Source organism: Flavobacterium sp. B330r, assembly GCF_056824325.1.
Map to the genome: position 1 here is coordinate 3478540 of NZ_CP124860.1, position 16383 is coordinate 3494922.

Consider the following 16383-nt stretch of genomic DNA (forward strand, 5'->3'; position numbering starts at 1 on the left):
AATTCAATGTTTTTTTAACCCTTTTAGGTTTTAATTATTGTAGTTTTGCGCCCATCTAAAACTAAATTTAATGAGAAAACATTTACCAATTTTACTTTTTTTAATTATTTCTTTTACCGCAAAATCACAATCCTACTTAGGCTATTTTCATGACAACTATGCGGGAGTTCAAAGTGTTTTGTTCAATCCAGCTTCTATTGTAGATTCACGTTTTAAAACAGACATTAATTTGTTCTCAATTAGTGGTGCTGTAGAAAATGACTTATATGGTGTTAAACTATTTGATGTTTACAAAGACGGGTACGATTTTGAAAGCCAGTCAAAAGTTTCTGCAAAAAATGCTAACAACGGATTGGCAAATTTTGATATTATGGGGCCCTCTTTTATGTTTAATATTGCGCCAAAACATTCTCTGGCTGTTTTTACAAGAGCAAGATCTGTTTCTAACATCAGAAAAATTAACGGGTATCTTATCGATCAGGTAAAAGACGGATTAGATCAGTCTGATAGCTTCAATTATAATTTAGGAAGTCCAAATGCAGCATCTCATTCTTGGGGTGAACTTGGAATTTCATATGCCGCAGTTTTGTTTCAAAAAGACCAGCACTTTTTAAAAGGAGGTTTAACGGCTAAATATCTTCAAGGTGGTGTAAATGCATATGTTCACGGAAAAAATGTGAATGTGGCTTATATTGAAAACTCAGCAGATCCAAAAGAAGGTTCTTTAATTTCAAATGGTGAAGTTACGGTTGGAGGAAGTCAAGATTGGGAAGCAAATGATGATTACAAATTTGATTCAAAATCACGCGGATTTGGTTTTGATTTTGGATTGGTTTACGAATGGAGACCTGACTATGATCAATATGATCTTAAAAAAGCAAAACCAGCAGATAATAATTTTAGGGATTTAAATAAATACAAATTGCGTTTCGGTTTATCGGTAACAGATATCGGATCTATCAATTATAAAAACTCAAAAGTTGACACTTACAATGTAAACGGAGTAGTGACGCAACAAATGATTGATGATGCAGAAGATTTGTATGATTTCTTAAATGAACATTATACCAAAACTTCAACTTCAAAAGGAGTAAAAACAAATCTACCAACTGCTATTCGAGCAGATGCAGATTGGAATATGTACAATAAATTCTATTTGAACCTTAACGGAGATATTAATCTTGTTTCTGGCAGTAAACTGAATGGTTACGGAATTGCAGATCGAGTTACATTGACGCCACGTTACGAAAGTAGATGGTTTAGTTTTTATTTGCCAATGACTTACATGGAATATAGCGGTATGCAGGCTGGAGCAGGATTGCGTGCAGGAGTATTCTTCATTGGTTCTGGTTCTATTTTGAGTAATTTAGCTTCTAGCAACTCTAAAGGAGCTGATTTTCACTTAGGAATGAAGATTCCAGTTTACGAAAAACAATTTAAAGATACAGACGGTGATGGTGTAATTGATAAAGAAGATGCTTGTAGAAAAGTTGCTGGTCCTGCTGAAAATGGTGGTTGCCCTTGGCCAGATACAGATAAAGATGGTGTTTTTGACAAAGATGATGCTTGTGTAGATGTGGCTGGACCAAAAGAAAATAAAGGTTGTCCTTGGAAAGATAGTGACGGAGATACTTTATTGGATAATGTAGATGCATGTCCTACAATTGCTGGTCCTGTAGAAAATAAAGGATGTCCATGGCCAGATACTGATGGAGATGGGGTTTTGGATAAAGATGATGCTTGCCCGAACGAAGCAGGTGCAGCAGAAAATAAAGGCTGTCCAGAATTAGACGCAGATAAGGATGGCGTTTTGGATAAAGATGATGCTTGTCCAACAGTTGCTGGTCCAGCAGATAATAAAGGTTGTCCAAAAGTGACTAAAGAAACTTTAGCGCAGCTAAAAGTAGAAGCAAGATCTATTTTCTTTACAACTGGAAAAGCAACTTTAAACGATGCTAAAAAAGGAGAAACTTCTGGAAGATTAGATGCGATAAAAGAAATCTTAAGAAATTATCCAAATGCAAAATTTACTATTAACGGACATACAGATAATGTTGGGAATGCAAAAGCAAATCAAAAATTATCTGAAGCTAGGGCAAAAGTAGTGATGGATCTTTTAATCGAAAAAGGTGTAAATCCAGAGAATTTAACTTCTAAAGGTTATGGTTCGACAAAACCTGTAAAATCAAATAAAACAGCTGCAGGAAGAGCAGAAAACAGAAGAACAGAAATTGTTTATTTAGGCAATTTGTAAACGCTTCTGAAGATAAAAGTAAAAAGCCATTCTTAATTGAGTGGCTTTTTTTATTTTTGCATACTTTTTAAAAAGAATTAATTCTTTGAAATAGAAGAACTAAAAATACAATATGACAACACAACAACTACACGAACAAATTCTTCAAAAAAAATCATTTTTATGCGTTGGTTTAGATCCTGATCTGGCTAAAATTCCGCAGCATTTATTAGAAACCGAAGATCCTATTTTCGAATTTAATAAAGCGATAATCGATGCAACGCACGATCTGACGGTTGGATACAAACCAAACACCGCTTTTTTTGAAGCTTACGGAATAAAAGGATGGATGTCTTTGCAGAAAACGATCAATTATATCAATGAAAATTATCCTGATATTTTTACAATTGCAGATGCAAAACGTGGAGATATAGGAAATACTTCTAGCATGTATGCGAAAGCTTTTTTTGAAGATCTGAATTTTGATAGTGTAACCGTTGCTCCATATATGGGAAAAGATTCTGTAGAGCCTTTTCTGGCATTCGAAAATAAACATACTATTATGTTGGCTTTAACTTCTAACGAAGGCGCTTTCGATTTCCAGACTTTAAATACTAATGGAAAAGAATTGTACAAACAAGTTCTAGAAACTTCTAAAACTTGGAAAAACAGCGAGAACCTGATGTATGTTGTTGGTGCAACAAAAGCAGAATATTTTACAGAAATCAGAAAAATTGTTCCAGACAGTTTCCTACTAGTTCCAGGAATTGGCGCTCAAGGCGGAAGCTTATCTGAAGTATGCAAATATGGAATGAATGATAAAGTTGGTCTTTTGGTAAACTCTGCAAGAGCTATTATCTACGCTTCAAAAGGAACCGATTTTGCTGAAAAGGCTAGAGAAGAAGCTTTGAAAGTACAGCAGGAAATGGCTGAGATTATTGGTTTAAAGTTTCAGGTTTAAAGTTTCAATTTTACTTTGAACATAATTTTTTAACGCAAAGTTCGCTGAGTTTTTTCGCAAAGTGCACAAAGAAATTATATACAGTGTTTTAAAAGTTTCTTAAGTTCTCAAAGTAGGGTATAAGCTTTACTTTTTTGTTAAAGTTAACTTTGAGTATAATTTTAACGCAAAGTGCGATAAGGTTTTTCGCAAAGTATACAAAGAAATCATATACAGTTTTTTTAAAGTTCTCAAAGAGGAAATTTATTTTAAGCTTTGAGAACTTAAAAAAATCTTAAACTCAACGTTAAGCATAAACCTCTGCGAACTTTGCGAAAAAACTTCGCGAGCTTTGCGTTAAATTCCACACTCCAACAAACCTCAAACATGAAACAAATAAAAGACCAGCTTGGCAAAATTCATACTTTTGAAACTGCTCCAAAGCGTATCATTTCGCTAGTTCCATCGCAAACTGAATTATTGTATGATTTAGGTTTAGAAGAGAAAATTATCGGAATAACGAAGTTTTGTGTTCATCCGTTTCATTTTAAGTCGACTAAAAAGATTGTTGGAGGAACCAAGAAAATTCACTTTGAAAAAATAAAGCTTTTAGAGCCGGATATTATTATCTGCAATAAAGAAGAAAACACAGAAGAAATCGTAAATCAGTTGCAGGAAATCTGTCCTGTTTGGGTTACCAATATTGTTACTGTCGAAGATAATTTCCAGATGATTTCAGATTTCGGGCAGTTATTCAATTGCAGAACCGAAGCGCAGAAATGGAACGACAAATTGGCTTTCGCTTTAAGCGATTTTAAAAATTATATTCAGGATATAAAAGAAAAAAAAGCAGCCTATTTTATTTGGAAAAATCCATACATGGTTGCAGGAAAAGATACCTATATAAATGAGTTGCTAAAACTAAATCATTTTAAAAATATCTACGAAGACAAAGGTCGTTATCCTGAAATCGAATTAAAGAAAATGCGTTTAGAAGGCGATCCTGATATTGTTTTTCTTTCATCAGAGCCATATCCTTTTAAAGAAGAAGATGCTTTCGAAATAGGGAGGTTTACACATCATGCCAAAACCATTTTCGTTGACGGCGAAATGTTCTCTTGGCACGGCAGCCGATTGTTAAAGGCTTTCCCTTATTTTAAATTACTGCATGAAAGATTAAAAAATTAGTTGAATGAATTTCTAAACTCTAAAGGAGAAACTGTGGTTTTACTTTTGAAAAGCTTATTAAAAGATTGAGGATATTCGAAACCTAATTTATAAGCAGTTTCACTTACACTCAAGGTAGTTGTGGTAAGAAGTTCTTTGGCTTTTTCAATAATTTTATTATGAATATGATGCTGTGTGCTTTGTCCTGTCAAAGAGCGCAGCATATCGCTGAGATAATTTGGCGTAACATTTAATTGTTCTGAAATATACGCGACAGTTGGTAATCCTAATTGCTGCACTTTGTCACTTTCAAAATATTCAGAGAGAAGAAGTTCCAGTTTAGTTAAAAGAGTATTGTTTGCATTTTTTCGGGTAATAAACTGTCGGTTATAAAAACGATTGCAATAATTAAGAAGCAGTTCAATATGCGAAATCATTACATCTTGGCTGAAAGCATCAATAGAAGACAGATATTCTTGTTCGATATTCTGCATAATTCCTGTAATCATCGTTTCTTCTTTTTCTGAAAGATGCAATGCTTCATTAACAGCATAAGAGAAATAACCGTACTCTTTTATTTTTTTTGCCAAAGCATAATTCTGAATAAAATCAGGATGAATGACTAACATTGAGCCATATACAGAAGAATCCATTGGAACTTCTGTAGAAATAATCTGGCCCGGCCCCATAAATGTCATGACACCTTCATCAAAATCATAATAATTTTGACCGTATCTCATTTTTCCCTTAAATCCTCTTTTAATTGAAATTGTATAGAAGTTATAAATGACACTCTTTAGATTATTATCAAAATGACAACTTATATCTCTCAGATTTACAAAGCTTACCAAAGGATGATCTGGTTTTGGAATTCGTAATAATTGATGTAATTCTGAAATAGAGGTAATATTATACGGAATATGATCTTCTTTCTTCATGGCTTTAGGTTTAATACAGGAAAAGCTGTCATAAAGATAACTTTTCCTGTAGATTTTTTTTCTGATTTCTTATAGATTCACAGATTTCATTCCAGATTCATCATAACGATTTCCTGTAATTGTTCCAAGAGGAATAATGTTTTCTAATCTGTTTAATTCTTCAGTAGTCAGAATAAGTTGTGCAGCTTCAATATTTTGCTCTACATATTTTACTCGCTTTGTGCCTGGAATGGCTAAAAATCCTTTAGATGCAATCCATGCCAAAGCCAATTGAGAAGCAGTAATTTTTCTTTCGTTGGCGATAAGTTTTATTTCATTTAAAAGTTCAATGTTTTTATAAAATTGTTCTCCTTGAAAACGAGGAATTGATCTTCTAAAATCATTTTCGGCTAAGTCTTGCGGATGTTGTATTTCTCCCGAAATAAAACCTCTTCCTAGAGGTGAATAAGCTACTACACCAATTTGAAGTTCTTCTAATGTTTTTATAATTCCGTCTTCTTCAATACTTCTTTCAAAAAGGGAATATTCACTTTGAACTGCCGTTAGGGGGTGAATGTTGTGTGCTTTTCTTATGGTTTCAGAAGAAGCTTCAGAAAGGCCAATATAGCCAACCTTTCCTTCTTTTACCAAATCAGACATTGCCTGAACTGTTTCCTCTATTGGAGTATTAGGATCAACGCGGTGCAGGTAATATAAATCGATATAATCTGTTCCAAGATTTTTAAGAGAACGTTCTACTGCCTTTTTTACATATTCTTTTTTGCCATTAAACTGCCAGGTAAGTTCTTCGTTGTCATTAATTTCAAAACCAAATTTTGTAGCAATTATGTAAGCGTCACGATTTCCTTTTATAGCTTTTGAAATCAATCTTTCATTTGCCAATGGACCATATAAATCGGCCGTATCTAAAAAATTACTGCCTAATTCAAGTGAACGATGTATTGTTTGTATAGATTCAGTTTCGTCTGCTTTACCGTAAATATCATTTCCTGCAATCTGGCTCATTCCCATGCAACCTAAACCAATATTAGGAACAACAAGTCCCTGATTTCCTAAATTAACTTTTTTGATAGTACTCATAATTACTGTTTTAATTTTAAATCAAAATTGATTTAGCAAAGATCCGTCAGTATTGCTTTTATAAAGTATCTAAATCTCGTGTAGTTGTATCCAAAATGAGCCAATGTTTAAAAGATTGTGTTTTTTACCGCAAAGCACACAAAGAATTACGCAAAGTTCGCAAAGTTTTTAAGGCAAAGCTTTGCGAACTTTGCGTTTTATACTAAACCTCTTGAGTAAAAAAGCTTAGCGCTCTTTGCGTTAAAATATGCTCAAAGTAAAGCAACCTGAAACAAAAGAAAACAAGAAACCTGAAACTAAACTTATATAAAAAAAAGAATGCCGACATCTCGAAGACGCCGGCATTATTTAACTAACCAAAACCAAAATAATAAATAACCAGTTTATTACATTACAAATGTCCGACATAAATCAATTTTATGCTGTTAAGATCTTGTTATTACTTTGTTGGATATAAGTTAATGTTCATATTGTTGAGAGTTTAACCGCAAAGCGCGCAAAGAATTACGTAAAGTTCGCAAAGTTTTTAAGACAAAGCTTTGCGAACTTTGCGTTTACACAAAACCTCTTGAGTAAAAAACTTTGCGTTCTTTGCGTTAAAATTATGTTCAAAATAGATAAGTTAATGTTTAAAAGATTGTGTTTTTTTACCGCAAAGCGCGCAAAGAATTACGCAAAGTTCGCAAAGTTCGCAAAGTTCGCAATGTTTTTAAGGCAAAGCTTTGCGAACTTTGCGTTTACACAAAACCTCTTGAGTAAAAAAACTTTGCGCACTTTGCGGTAAATTATGCTCAAAGTAAAGCAACCTGAAACAAAGAAAACATGAAACCTGAAACTAAAACTTATATAAAAAAAGAATGCCGGCATCTCGAAGACGCCGGCATCATTTAACTAACCAAAACCAAAATAATAAATAACCAGTTTATTACATTACAAATGTCCGACATATATCAATCTTATGCTGTTAAGGTTTTGTTATTACTTTGTTGACCATACGTTAAGATTTGTCAAACCACTGTTTTGAGCTTTCTGCACTGTTAAATAACATTTGGTTATTAAAATATAATAACAATCAATTTTGCTTATGAATATGGTAAAGATAAGTTTGTATATTTGATAAAACATTAAAAATCAGCAATATGGAATCAAGCAAAAAATTAACAACTGCAACAGGAACACCCGTTCCAGACAATCAAAACATTCAAACAGCTGGTCCTCGCGGCCCCGTTTTATTACAAGATTTTTGGTTTTTAGAAAAAATGGCTCATTTTGATCGAGAAGTGATTCCCGAAAGGAGAATGCATGCCAAAGGATCTGGGGCTTACGGAACTTTTACTGTTACGCACGATATTACTAAATACTCAAAAGCAGACTTGTTTTCTGAAATTGGTAAAAAGACAGAAATGTTTGTGCGGTTTTCAACTGTTGCAGGAGAAAGAGGCGCTGCTGACGCCGAAAGAGACATCCGTGGTTTTGCCATGAAATTTTACACAAACGAAGGAAATTGGGATTTGGTAGGAAATAATACGCCAGTTTTCTTTTTTCGTGATCCAATGAAATTTCCTGACTTGAACCATGCTGTAAAACGTGATCCAAAAACCAATTTAAGAAGTGCTGATAACAATTGGGATTTTTGGACTTTACTGCCAGAGGCTCTCCACCAAGTTACGATTGTAATGAGTGACCGTGGAATTCCGAGATCGTATAGAGAAATGCATGGTTTTGGAAGTCATACTTTTAGTTTCATCAATGCGCAAAACGAAAGACATTGGGTAAAATTCCATTTAGTTTCACAACAGGGAATCGAAAATCTCTCTGATGAAGAAGCCGCTAAATTGGTGGGTGGAGACAGAGAAAGCCATCAAAGGGATTTGTTTAATGCAATTGAAGAAGGTAATTTCCCGAAATGGAAAATGTTTGTTCAGATTATGTCAGAAGAACAGGCGAGAACATATCGTTTTCATCCATTCGATTTGACTAAAGTTTGGTTAAAAGGAGATTTTCCGTTAATTCCAGTTGGAGAATTCGAATTGAATAAAAATCCAGAAAATTATTTTGCAGAAGTAGAACAGGCAGCATTTAATCCAGCTCACGTAGTTCCAGGAATTGGTTTTTCTCCAGACAAAATGCTTCAAGGACGTTTATTCTCTTACGGAGATGCGCACCGTTACCGTCTAGGAGTAAACAATTACCAGATTCCGGTAAACGCTTCTAGATGTCCATATAACAGTTTCCACAGAGACGGAGCAATGCGTGTTGACGGAAATTATGGAGGAAGAAAACACTACGAACCAAACAGCTTTGGCGAATGGCAAGATCAGCCAGAAGTAAAAGAACCGCCATTGGCAATTTATGGTGATGCTTATGCACATAATTTTAGAGAAGACGATAACGATTATTTTACTCAGCCAGGACTTTTATTCAACTTGCTGACAGAAGAGAAAAAACAGCTTTTGTTTAAAAATACAGCGGGTCAAGTAGGAGGAGCGCAGAAATTTATTCAAGTCCGTCATATTAGAAATTGTTACCAAGCCGATCCAGCTTATGGTGCAGGTGTAGCAAGCGCTCTAGGAATGACAATGGATGAAGTAAATGCTTTTGATGATCCTAGATTGGCGATTAAAGCGAGATAAGTTTTTTTTTAGGTTCTAAGCTTCTAAGATGCTAAGCTTCTAAGTTGCCAATTTTTGAGCCTATTATAAAGTAAAAGAAAACCCGACAGGTTTTAAACCTGTCGGGTTTGTTATTTCACACAAAGATTATAAACTTAGAAGCTTAGTAGCTTAGCATCTTAGAATCTAAGAAAAAACCACCGTCTTATTGCTATAAACCATTGTTTTTCTTTCAGCATGCAGTTTAATTGCTCTTGCTAAAACGATGCGTTCCAAATCACGTCCTTTCATGATAAAATCTTCTACAGAGTGAATATGAGAAACCCTTGCAATATCTTGTTCAATGATCGGACCTTCGTCTAATTCTTCTGTTACGTAATGGCTTGTTGCACCAATAATTTTTACCCCACGTTTAAAAGCCGAATGATACGGTTTCGCACCTGGAAAAGCAGGTAAAAACGAATGGTGAATATTGATGATTTTATTTTCGTAAAGCGAAATCAATTTTGGAGTCACGATCTGCATGTAACGTGCCAAAACAATAAAATTGATCTGATATCTTTTCAAAAGTTCTATTTGTCTTGCTTCTCCTTCTTCTTTGTTGTCTTTTGTGAACGGAACATAGTGAAAAGGAATATCAAAACGCTCTGCGATTGAACGTAAATCGTTATGATTGCTAATAATCATAGGGATTTCGACCCCTAATTCATCAGCGCTATAACGACCCAAAATGTCAAACAAGCAATGATCGTATTTAGAAACAAATAAAGCCATTTTAGGTTTTTGCTCCTGATTGTACAAATCCCAATACATGTCAAATTTGACAGCAAGAGTTTTGTTAAAGTCTTCTTTAAAACTTTCAACTGTGATAGTCGAATTTTCGAATTCACATTCCAGACGCATAAAAAACACATTTTGTTCTACGTCCACATGCTGGTCGATATAAGTAATATTTCCTCCGACCTTAGCAATAAAAGTAGTAACTGAAGCAATAATATTCTTCTGATCTTTGCAATGAATGAGTATGGTAATTTTTTGCATTTCGTTTTTTGGTTAATCGGTTAATCGATAATTTGTTTAACCGTTTGTTCGATTACACGAATAAACGATTAAACATTTAAACAGAATAAAACTATTTTCCATCTTGCAGAGCAAAAACCTTTTGTAATAAAGGTGTTGTTCTTGCAGAAATATTGTTTCTAATTTCTTTTTCTTCAACAGCAATCATTTTAAAAACACCAGTAAGAGCTTGATTGGTTGTGTAATCAGTCAAATCTGGATTTACTTTTTTTACTAATGGAATTGTGTTGTATTTGTTTATAATTTTTGTCCAGACAGCATCGGCTCCTACTTTTTCGAAAGAGCTTTTAATTACAGGATTAAATTTGGCATATAATGAAGTTGTTGTGCTTCCTTGTAAATAATTTGTTGCTGCGTTGTCGCTTCCTAAAAGAATGTTTTTAGCATCTGTAAAACTCATGTTTTTTACTGCTGTAACAAAAATTGGGGTAGCTTCCTTTACGGCATCTTCTGCAGCGCGGTTCAGCATTTTGATTCCTTCATCTGCAAGAGAGCTTAAACCTACTTTACGCAGGGTTGCATCTACTTTTTGTAATTCTTCTGGCATTAAAATTTTTACAGCTTCATTTTTATAAAAACCATCTACTGCGGTTAATTTACTCACTTGTTGTGTAATTCCTTTATTTAGCGCTTCTTTTAAACCTGAAGCAATATCAACAGTTCCTGAACTTGGAATCTGAGATGCAATTTGAGGCAGTTGATTTAGGGTCTGTTGTACCTGTGCACAAGAAGTAAGCGAAAATGTAACGGCTAATAGTAAAATCTTTTTCATTTAGGGTTTTTGTTTAAGTTTCAAAAATACTACTTATTCAAAAACAACGCCACAATTTTATTTAAAGCAAAGTAACATTTTGTTGTAAACTTAACATAAGCGAAATTAGGTCTCAAAATTACGGCCAAGACATTCGAATATTAAACTCCCAATAGGTTTTGCTCGAAATGTAAATAGGTTTAGGCTGTTCTATAGGTGCATTATTGGCATTAAAGTAACGAACACGAATAATTTTTTCGCTAGAGTCATCTTTCATGCTAATGTTTCCTTCTGCATCATCAATGAGTTTTTTCTTTTTTAGATACAAGTCTGGTTTTTCAATTGTATATTCTGTGATAGCTTCACCGTTCAGTTTTAAAAGACATCCAATTAGATTTCCATTTTTGTCAAACGATTCAATTCTTTTTAGAAAATTGTTTTCATAATAATATATTTCAAAAGCGATACTGCAAGATCCTTGCTGTAGCTTATTATTATGCAATCGGAAACGAAGTATTTGGTTTTTAGCATTTGTAAATTCAACATATCCATCTCCATGTGCGTCAATATTCTTATTCAATATTCTCGAAGGTTTTGAGAATTGTTTGATTTGATTGGCGTAAACTTGGTAATTTTTGGCAGATTGTGCAAAAGAAGAGATACAAACTAAAAAGAATATGAATAGACTAAAAAAAGATTTCATTTAATAAATTTTACTTGGTCAAATCTATTTTTATTTTTTCAATAAATCTATTTTCTCATCTGTATTTTTAATATAAACCGACATTTCAGAGTATTTCCAAGTACCTCTTTTTTCGCCTACAATAAATAAAGTTCCCTTGCCTTTCGGACCTTTCAACGGAACCTGTACATCGCAAGTTCGTACCTCATTATGTGAAGTGACGGTTCCAGAAACCATTCCGCCTGTTTCGACAGGCGAACCGAGTTTTTCCACTACGAGTTTATTATTCTCTACAGCTATCATAGATTCTTTATAGGCTTCCGAATCTTTAAGAACCGAAGTTACTTCATAGAAAATTCCTCCAATAAATAAAGCCGCTAATACTAAAAGCGTCAAACATCCGCTGGGAATAAACCATTTCCAGTTTCTGTTTAGCCAGCTCTGTCTTTGTACTAACTCGTTTGAATCTTCCATAAATTTAGTTTTAGGTGAAATTGATAAAGCTAAAATAAGAATAAATTTAATTGATATTCAGTGTTTTATATTAAATAAAAAATCACCTTATAAATTTTACAAGGTGATTTTTTTAAATTACTATTATTTAAAAACTTATCTGTTACTAAAAGCAATTTCTTCTAAAGCTTTAGGATTACTAATTGCTTTGCTGACATCTTGTTTTTTCATATCGTCATTATCTCCAGTTCCAGTACATAAAGTAAGTTCTTTTGGCATTATCGGTTTCTTATCGAATATTGTTGCAAAAAGCAATGCTCCTTGCAAATAACCGCCATCATTTAAAAGATGTAATGTGTTTTCTCCATAACGAAGGTTATCTTTGTTGGCTACTAAATATTTATAACCATTTTTGCCATTATAGGCATCGTTAATAGCATCGCCAACTCTTAGCAAACCTGAATTTTTGGTAGATTCTACGACAGAAATAGCATTTTCACGCATTACGTCATATAATTCATTGTAATCAGCATCAGTAAATGGAGTTGGAGACATTCCTTCGTAAATATAAATGGCTACATCGGGACTATTTTTGCGTATTTTTTCCACAATCATATCGACATTCGATTTATATTTATTTGGTTCTCCACCCGCAACGGGAGTAGATTCCTGAATAACTACATAATCATAATAATTTCCATCTTTATCTGTTTTGGCAAAGTTTTCATCGGCTTGTTTTTTATGATCTGCATAAATTTTTTCAACAGAAACGCCCATAGTAACCAATTGATCAATGATCATTGGCTGATTGTTCGCTTTACAAATTTCACCAAACAATACAGGAGCACTTACAAAAAATTCAGTATGGCTGTTTCCGATAAATAATATTCTTGGACTTCCTTCTGCTTTTGGAGCTTTAGGATGTGCCATTTTCTCTGAAGTTGCTGTCGAATTTTCAGTAGAAGTCGTTTTGTTATTGCAAGCTGAAAAAAGGATTGCAACAATACCAAATACTAAAAAGTGTTTTTTCATTGTAATTTTAATTAAAAAGGTTCACTATTTTTTTAGATAAAAAAATTTTTGGCAAATCTCTTTTTAATCGACAACAATTAGGACCTTGATAAGTTTTAAAAGTGTTAGTTTAGGACATTAAATTGTGCATTGAGAATTTGATATGAAATCCAATAAGCAGATTTAAGCTAATTTATCTATTACTAAAAGCAATTTCCTCCAGAGCCTTAGGATTGGTCACTGCTTTTGCTACTTCTTGCTTTCTCATATTGTCATTATCACCAGTTCCCGTACTTAAAAGAAGTTTTTTAGGGATAATTGGTGTTTTATCAAATATTGTAGAATATATTAAAACGGCCTGTAAAAAACCGCCATCGTTTATAAAATGAAGAGTGCTTTTGCCGTCACGGAGATTGTCTTTATTACCTGTTAGATACTTATAACCGCTTTGGCCTTCATATGCATCTTTAACAGCGTCACCCACTCTTAATACACCTGCATTTTTAATAAAAGCGGCAGCTAGAATGGTGTTTTTACGTAATTCTGTATAATAATTATTGTATTCTGAGTTTGCAAAAGATAAGGGAGACATATTTTGATAAACATAAATTGCGGCATCTGGGCTGTTCTTATGTATTTTTTCTGCAAATAATTTCAAGTTGTCTCTATACTTAGAAAGATTTGTTAGTGCAATTGGTGTCGATTCCTGAATTATAACATAATCATAATAGTTTCCATCCTTATCTATATTGGAAAAATTTTGGTCGGCCTCTGTTTTATTAGTGAAATAAACTTTATTGAGCGGAACACCTATTGTTATCAGCTGCTGAATATTTATATTTTGATTATTGGCATTACATAATTCCTGAAATAGAGTGGGGCTGCTTACAAAATATTCAATATGACTATTTCCAATAAATAATATACGTGGAGGACCTACGGCCTTTGGCGGTTTAGGTTTGCTAATACCGTCGGAAGTAATTGAGCTTTCTGATTTGAAATTATTACATGAAATAAGGAGAATTGAGACAATAAGACTAGAAATTAAAATGTATTTTTTCATTGTTGATTTTCTATTAAAAAAGATTTGCAAATCTCTCTTTAACGCATAATCATACCAGTCTCAATAGGTTTTAAAAATAATAGAATAAGACAAAAAAATCACCTTATAATAAATATAAGATGATTTTAAATTTTGTACTAATAAGCATTAGAATCATTTTGTTCTCAGGATGTAGGCTTTCCTGTTACTCTGATACTTTTTTATTTTCAAATTGTACAATTAAAAATTTATGGGACAAAAAAGGTGTTTAAACGTACTGTACACAGTATAAATTGGGGTTATTGATTGGATTAATCTGCTTTAAATTGGCTAAAATATGCTGAGTGCAATCTTTACCGCCAAATGTCAAATAGAATAAAGATTTTGAAATGTAAGATGGCCTTAACAGAAGTGCGCGCCAGCCAAGCGTTATATTTTTAAAGAAATGTTTTAATGCGTATTTAATTGTTTTTTCGTCAGGACGAATAAAATAAATAGTATAGCCTTTAAGTTTTGTCATCAGATTTGGAAACATTACAAATCTTCCGCCTTGTTGTATCAATAAATTTATTTCAAACAATGATAAACCTTCAATATTTTCTGTTTTCATGATCTATTGTTTTTAATTTAATGCTAGTGGTAGTATTACGATGCAAAGTTGCGACAGAAATAAAAATATAAAAGGCTTTAAAAGTTTTAAAACTAATAACTTAAGACATTTTTTAAATAAAAAAATCGGAAACTCAACTGAATGAATTCCCGATTATTATTTTATGTATGTCGTTTTGTATTAATTTACAGTAAGAGACAATTGATTATTTAATTCTGCATCTTTTTCGTAAACATCTTGAAAGAAACCAATTTCTCCGTTTTCATTTACCAATGAAGTAAAATAAGTAATGAAAATTGGTACTTTTTTTGTCAGTTTAAAACTGTTTTCTACTTTACCCGCCATCGCTTTGTCAATTTTTGCCTGATTCCATTCTGGATAATCTTTCAGCATGGCAACAGCCAATTCTTTTGCCATTTTTACATTAATACATCCGTGGCTGAAAGTTCTTTTTTCAAAATCGAACAGAGTTTTAGATGGCGTATCGTGCATATAGATATCATCAGGATTTGGGAACATAAATTTTACCAATCCTAAAGAGTTATCTGGACCTGGTTTTTGTCGTACTTGACCATTAACCATTTCCATGTTTTTCTCTGCAAGATAATTTGGGTCTGCAGCAATTTTAGATCTCAACTCGTTTTGTACAATACTTTGTGGCACTGTCCAGTAAGGGCTAAATACAATTCGATCAATTTCTCCATTAAAAATGGTTGTTTTGGTAAGAGGAGCTCCAACAAAAACACTCGATTTCAATACTACTTTTCCATTCTTAACATAAAACAATTCATAAGAAGGAACATTAACCAAAACATACTCATCGCTGGCAGCAATTTGAGCCGAAATCTCACGACATCTTTCCATGTTAAGTTTTAAAGTTGCCACTTTATCTTCAAGCGGAATATTCATTTCGTTAATATGCTCTTCTGCCAGAATATAATTGGGTTTAAATCCGTTACGAACTTTGTATTTCATCACAGCATCCATCAATTCACGATCATAAACTTCGCTTTTAGAATCTGTTTTCAAATCTCCTAATAAATACAAACGAGTTCTAACTTGCGAAATAGTGCTGGAAACAGCATCTGGACGCAACTCTTTATAAGGAGACTCTGCCGGAACAATAGGTTTGTATTTGCTAGATTTTTCTAATCTTTTGTATTTTTTCAGAATATCTTGCAATTTGTAATACTGGTCAAATTCTACTTTTTCATTTGATGCAACTGCTGTTTTTTCTTCCTCTTCTAATGTGCTGTAGTTTAAGAAATCTTTTAGCATAGTATCATAAGCTAGTTTTTTCTTGTCGGCATTACTTTTTTTGGCGTACACTATATATAATGAGCTCAAAAGCATATCTGCATCAGTTTGAGAAAGTGTGCTTTTATCTGATGAAGAACTAAACAATTGGTCTATTTCTTTTTGATAAGGAATAATTAAATCATTTGTTTTTTTTGCTTTTTCATACAAAGCAGAGCCAAATTCGTTGATTTCGTTTTCGTCAAACCAGATTGTGCCAAGAGTTCTAGTTTTGTATAATGACATGACATCAGATTTATATCTTTTCAAATCTGAATATCTTTTGAAGAAATCGTTCGAAATTTCGTTTACATCATTTTGATTGTGGTAAACGGTTAAATGATTTGAAGCTTTTTTATATTTAAAACTATTGTTTTCAATTCTGTTAAAAGAAAATACAAAAAAACTCAAACTTAAAATTACGGTGAATGAATAAAATGTTTTCATTTTTTTAATTTTTACGTTATTACTTTTCTACGTAAGTCGTT

14 protein-coding genes are annotated in these 16383 nt (G+C 33.0%); 4 read left to right on the forward strand and 10 right to left on the reverse strand.

What is annotated here, in order from left to right; translation table 11 throughout:
- The first annotated feature begins 70 nt into the window (after positions 1 to 70).
- From QLQ95_RS15395 to QLQ95_RS15405, 3 genes are all read left to right on the forward strand, one after another.
- Positions 71 to 2254 (forward strand): DUF5723 family protein, encoded by a 2184-nt coding sequence (locus tag QLQ95_RS15395; RefSeq protein ID WP_482500496.1) that lies wholly within the window; start codon positions 71 to 73, stop codon positions 2252 to 2254.
- 112 nt (positions 2255 to 2366) lie between these two features.
- A complete protein-coding gene (pyrF, locus tag QLQ95_RS15400) occupies positions 2367 to 3194 on the forward strand; it encodes an orotidine-5'-phosphate decarboxylase (RefSeq protein ID WP_095929849.1) in 828 nt (275 codons plus the stop codon).
- Between the two features lie 366 nt (positions 3195 to 3560).
- On the forward strand, positions 3561 to 4361 hold the full coding sequence (locus QLQ95_RS15405) for an ABC transporter substrate-binding protein (RefSeq protein ID WP_482500498.1): 801 nt from the start codon (positions 3561 to 3563) through the stop codon (positions 4359 to 4361).
- Here QLQ95_RS15405 and QLQ95_RS15410 read toward each other — a convergent pair.
- The gene (locus QLQ95_RS15410) at positions 4358 to 5278 is read right to left on the reverse strand and encodes a helix-turn-helix domain-containing protein (RefSeq protein WP_482500499.1); all 921 of its coding nucleotides are present in this window, start codon (positions 5276 to 5278) and stop codon (positions 4358 to 4360) included. The two genes, QLQ95_RS15405 and QLQ95_RS15410, sit on opposite strands and share 4 nt — an antisense overlap.
- A gap of 69 nt (positions 5279 to 5347) precedes the next feature.
- A complete protein-coding gene (locus QLQ95_RS15415; RefSeq protein WP_482500501.1) occupies positions 5348 to 6358 on the reverse strand; it encodes an aldo/keto reductase in 1011 nt (336 codons plus the stop codon).
- Between the two features lie 1139 nt (positions 6359 to 7497).
- Here QLQ95_RS15415 and QLQ95_RS15420 point away from each other — a divergent pair.
- Entirely contained in the window at positions 7498 to 8991 is a 1494-nt protein-coding gene (locus QLQ95_RS15420) for a catalase (protein WP_482500503.1), read from the forward strand.
- 165 nt (positions 8992 to 9156) lie between these two features.
- Here QLQ95_RS15420 and purU read toward each other — a convergent pair whose 3' ends face one another.
- The 8 genes from purU to QLQ95_RS15460 form a co-directional block, all read right to left on the reverse strand.
- Positions 9157 to 10011: a formyltetrahydrofolate deformylase gene (gene purU / locus QLQ95_RS15425; protein ID WP_482500505.1), complete on the reverse strand. Its 855-nt coding sequence runs from the start codon at positions 10009 to 10011 to the stop codon at positions 9157 to 9159.
- Positions 10012 to 10102: 91 nt separating this feature from the next.
- Entirely contained in the window at positions 10103 to 10822 is a 720-nt protein-coding gene (locus tag QLQ95_RS15430) for a DUF4197 domain-containing protein (protein WP_095929855.1), read from the reverse strand.
- A 118-nt stretch (positions 10823 to 10940) separates the two neighbouring features.
- Entirely contained in the window at positions 10941 to 11504 is a 564-nt protein-coding gene (locus QLQ95_RS15435; protein WP_320494036.1) for a hypothetical protein, read from the reverse strand.
- Between the two features lie 30 nt (positions 11505 to 11534).
- Positions 11535 to 11957, reverse strand: coding sequence for a cytochrome c oxidase assembly factor Coa1 family protein (locus QLQ95_RS15440; RefSeq protein WP_482500507.1), 423 nt, complete (start codon positions 11955 to 11957; stop codon positions 11535 to 11537).
- A gap of 135 nt (positions 11958 to 12092) precedes the next feature.
- Complete coding sequence (locus QLQ95_RS15445; protein ID WP_095929858.1) at positions 12093 to 12968, reverse strand: SGNH/GDSL hydrolase family protein; 876 nt, start codon at positions 12966 to 12968, stop codon at positions 12093 to 12095.
- A gap of 172 nt (positions 12969 to 13140) precedes the next feature.
- A complete protein-coding gene (locus tag QLQ95_RS15450) occupies positions 13141 to 14010 on the reverse strand; it encodes a hypothetical protein (protein ID WP_482500509.1) in 870 nt (289 codons plus the stop codon).
- Between the two features lie 247 nt (positions 14011 to 14257).
- Positions 14258 to 14599: a hypothetical protein gene (locus QLQ95_RS15455; RefSeq protein WP_482500511.1), complete on the reverse strand. Its 342-nt coding sequence runs from the start codon at positions 14597 to 14599 to the stop codon at positions 14258 to 14260.
- Positions 14600 to 14779: 180 nt separating this feature from the next.
- Positions 14780 to 16342, reverse strand: coding sequence for a L,D-transpeptidase family protein (locus tag QLQ95_RS15460; protein ID WP_482500513.1), 1563 nt, complete (start codon positions 16340 to 16342; stop codon positions 14780 to 14782).
- Between the last annotated feature and the right edge of the window lie 41 nt (positions 16343 to 16383).

Excerpts from the sequence above, each read along its gene's own strand:
- QLQ95_RS15395 (WP_482500496.1), top strand. The coding sequence starts at position 71 with ATGAGAAAACATTTACCAATTTTACTTTTTTTAATTATTTCTTTTACC.
- pyrF (WP_095929849.1), top strand. The coding sequence starts at position 2,367 with ATGACAACACAACAACTACACGAACAAATTCTTCAAAAAAAATCATTT.
- QLQ95_RS15405 (WP_482500498.1), top strand. The coding sequence starts at position 3,561 with ATGAAACAAATAAAAGACCAGCTTGGCAAAATTCATACTTTTGAAACT.
- QLQ95_RS15410 (WP_482500499.1), bottom strand. The coding sequence starts at position 5,278 with ATGAAGAAAGAAGATCATATTCCGTATAATATTACCTCTATTTCAGAA.
- QLQ95_RS15415 (WP_482500501.1), bottom strand. The coding sequence starts at position 6,358 with ATGAGTACTATCAAAAAAGTTAATTTAGGAAATCAGGGACTTGTTGTT.
- QLQ95_RS15420 (WP_482500503.1), top strand. The coding sequence starts at position 7,498 with ATGGAATCAAGCAAAAAATTAACAACTGCAACAGGAACACCCGTTCCA.
- purU (WP_482500505.1), bottom strand. The coding sequence starts at position 10,011 with ATGCAAAAAATTACCATACTCATTCATTGCAAAGATCAGAAGAATATT.
- QLQ95_RS15430 (WP_095929855.1), bottom strand. The coding sequence starts at position 10,822 with ATGAAAAAGATTTTACTATTAGCCGTTACATTTTCGCTTACTTCTTGT.
- QLQ95_RS15435 (WP_320494036.1), bottom strand. The coding sequence starts at position 11,504 with ATGAAATCTTTTTTTAGTCTATTCATATTCTTTTTAGTTTGTATCTCT.
- QLQ95_RS15440 (WP_482500507.1), bottom strand. The coding sequence starts at position 11,957 with ATGGAAGATTCAAACGAGTTAGTACAAAGACAGAGCTGGCTAAACAGA.
- QLQ95_RS15445 (WP_095929858.1), bottom strand. The coding sequence starts at position 12,968 with ATGAAAAAACACTTTTTAGTATTTGGTATTGTTGCAATCCTTTTTTCA.
- QLQ95_RS15450 (WP_482500509.1), bottom strand. The coding sequence starts at position 14,010 with ATGAAAAAATACATTTTAATTTCTAGTCTTATTGTCTCAATTCTCCTT.
- QLQ95_RS15455 (WP_482500511.1), bottom strand. The coding sequence starts at position 14,599 with ATGAAAACAGAAAATATTGAAGGTTTATCATTGTTTGAAATAAATTTA.
- QLQ95_RS15460 (WP_482500513.1), bottom strand. The coding sequence starts at position 16,342 with ATGAAAACATTTTATTCATTCACCGTAATTTTAAGTTTGAGTTTTTTT.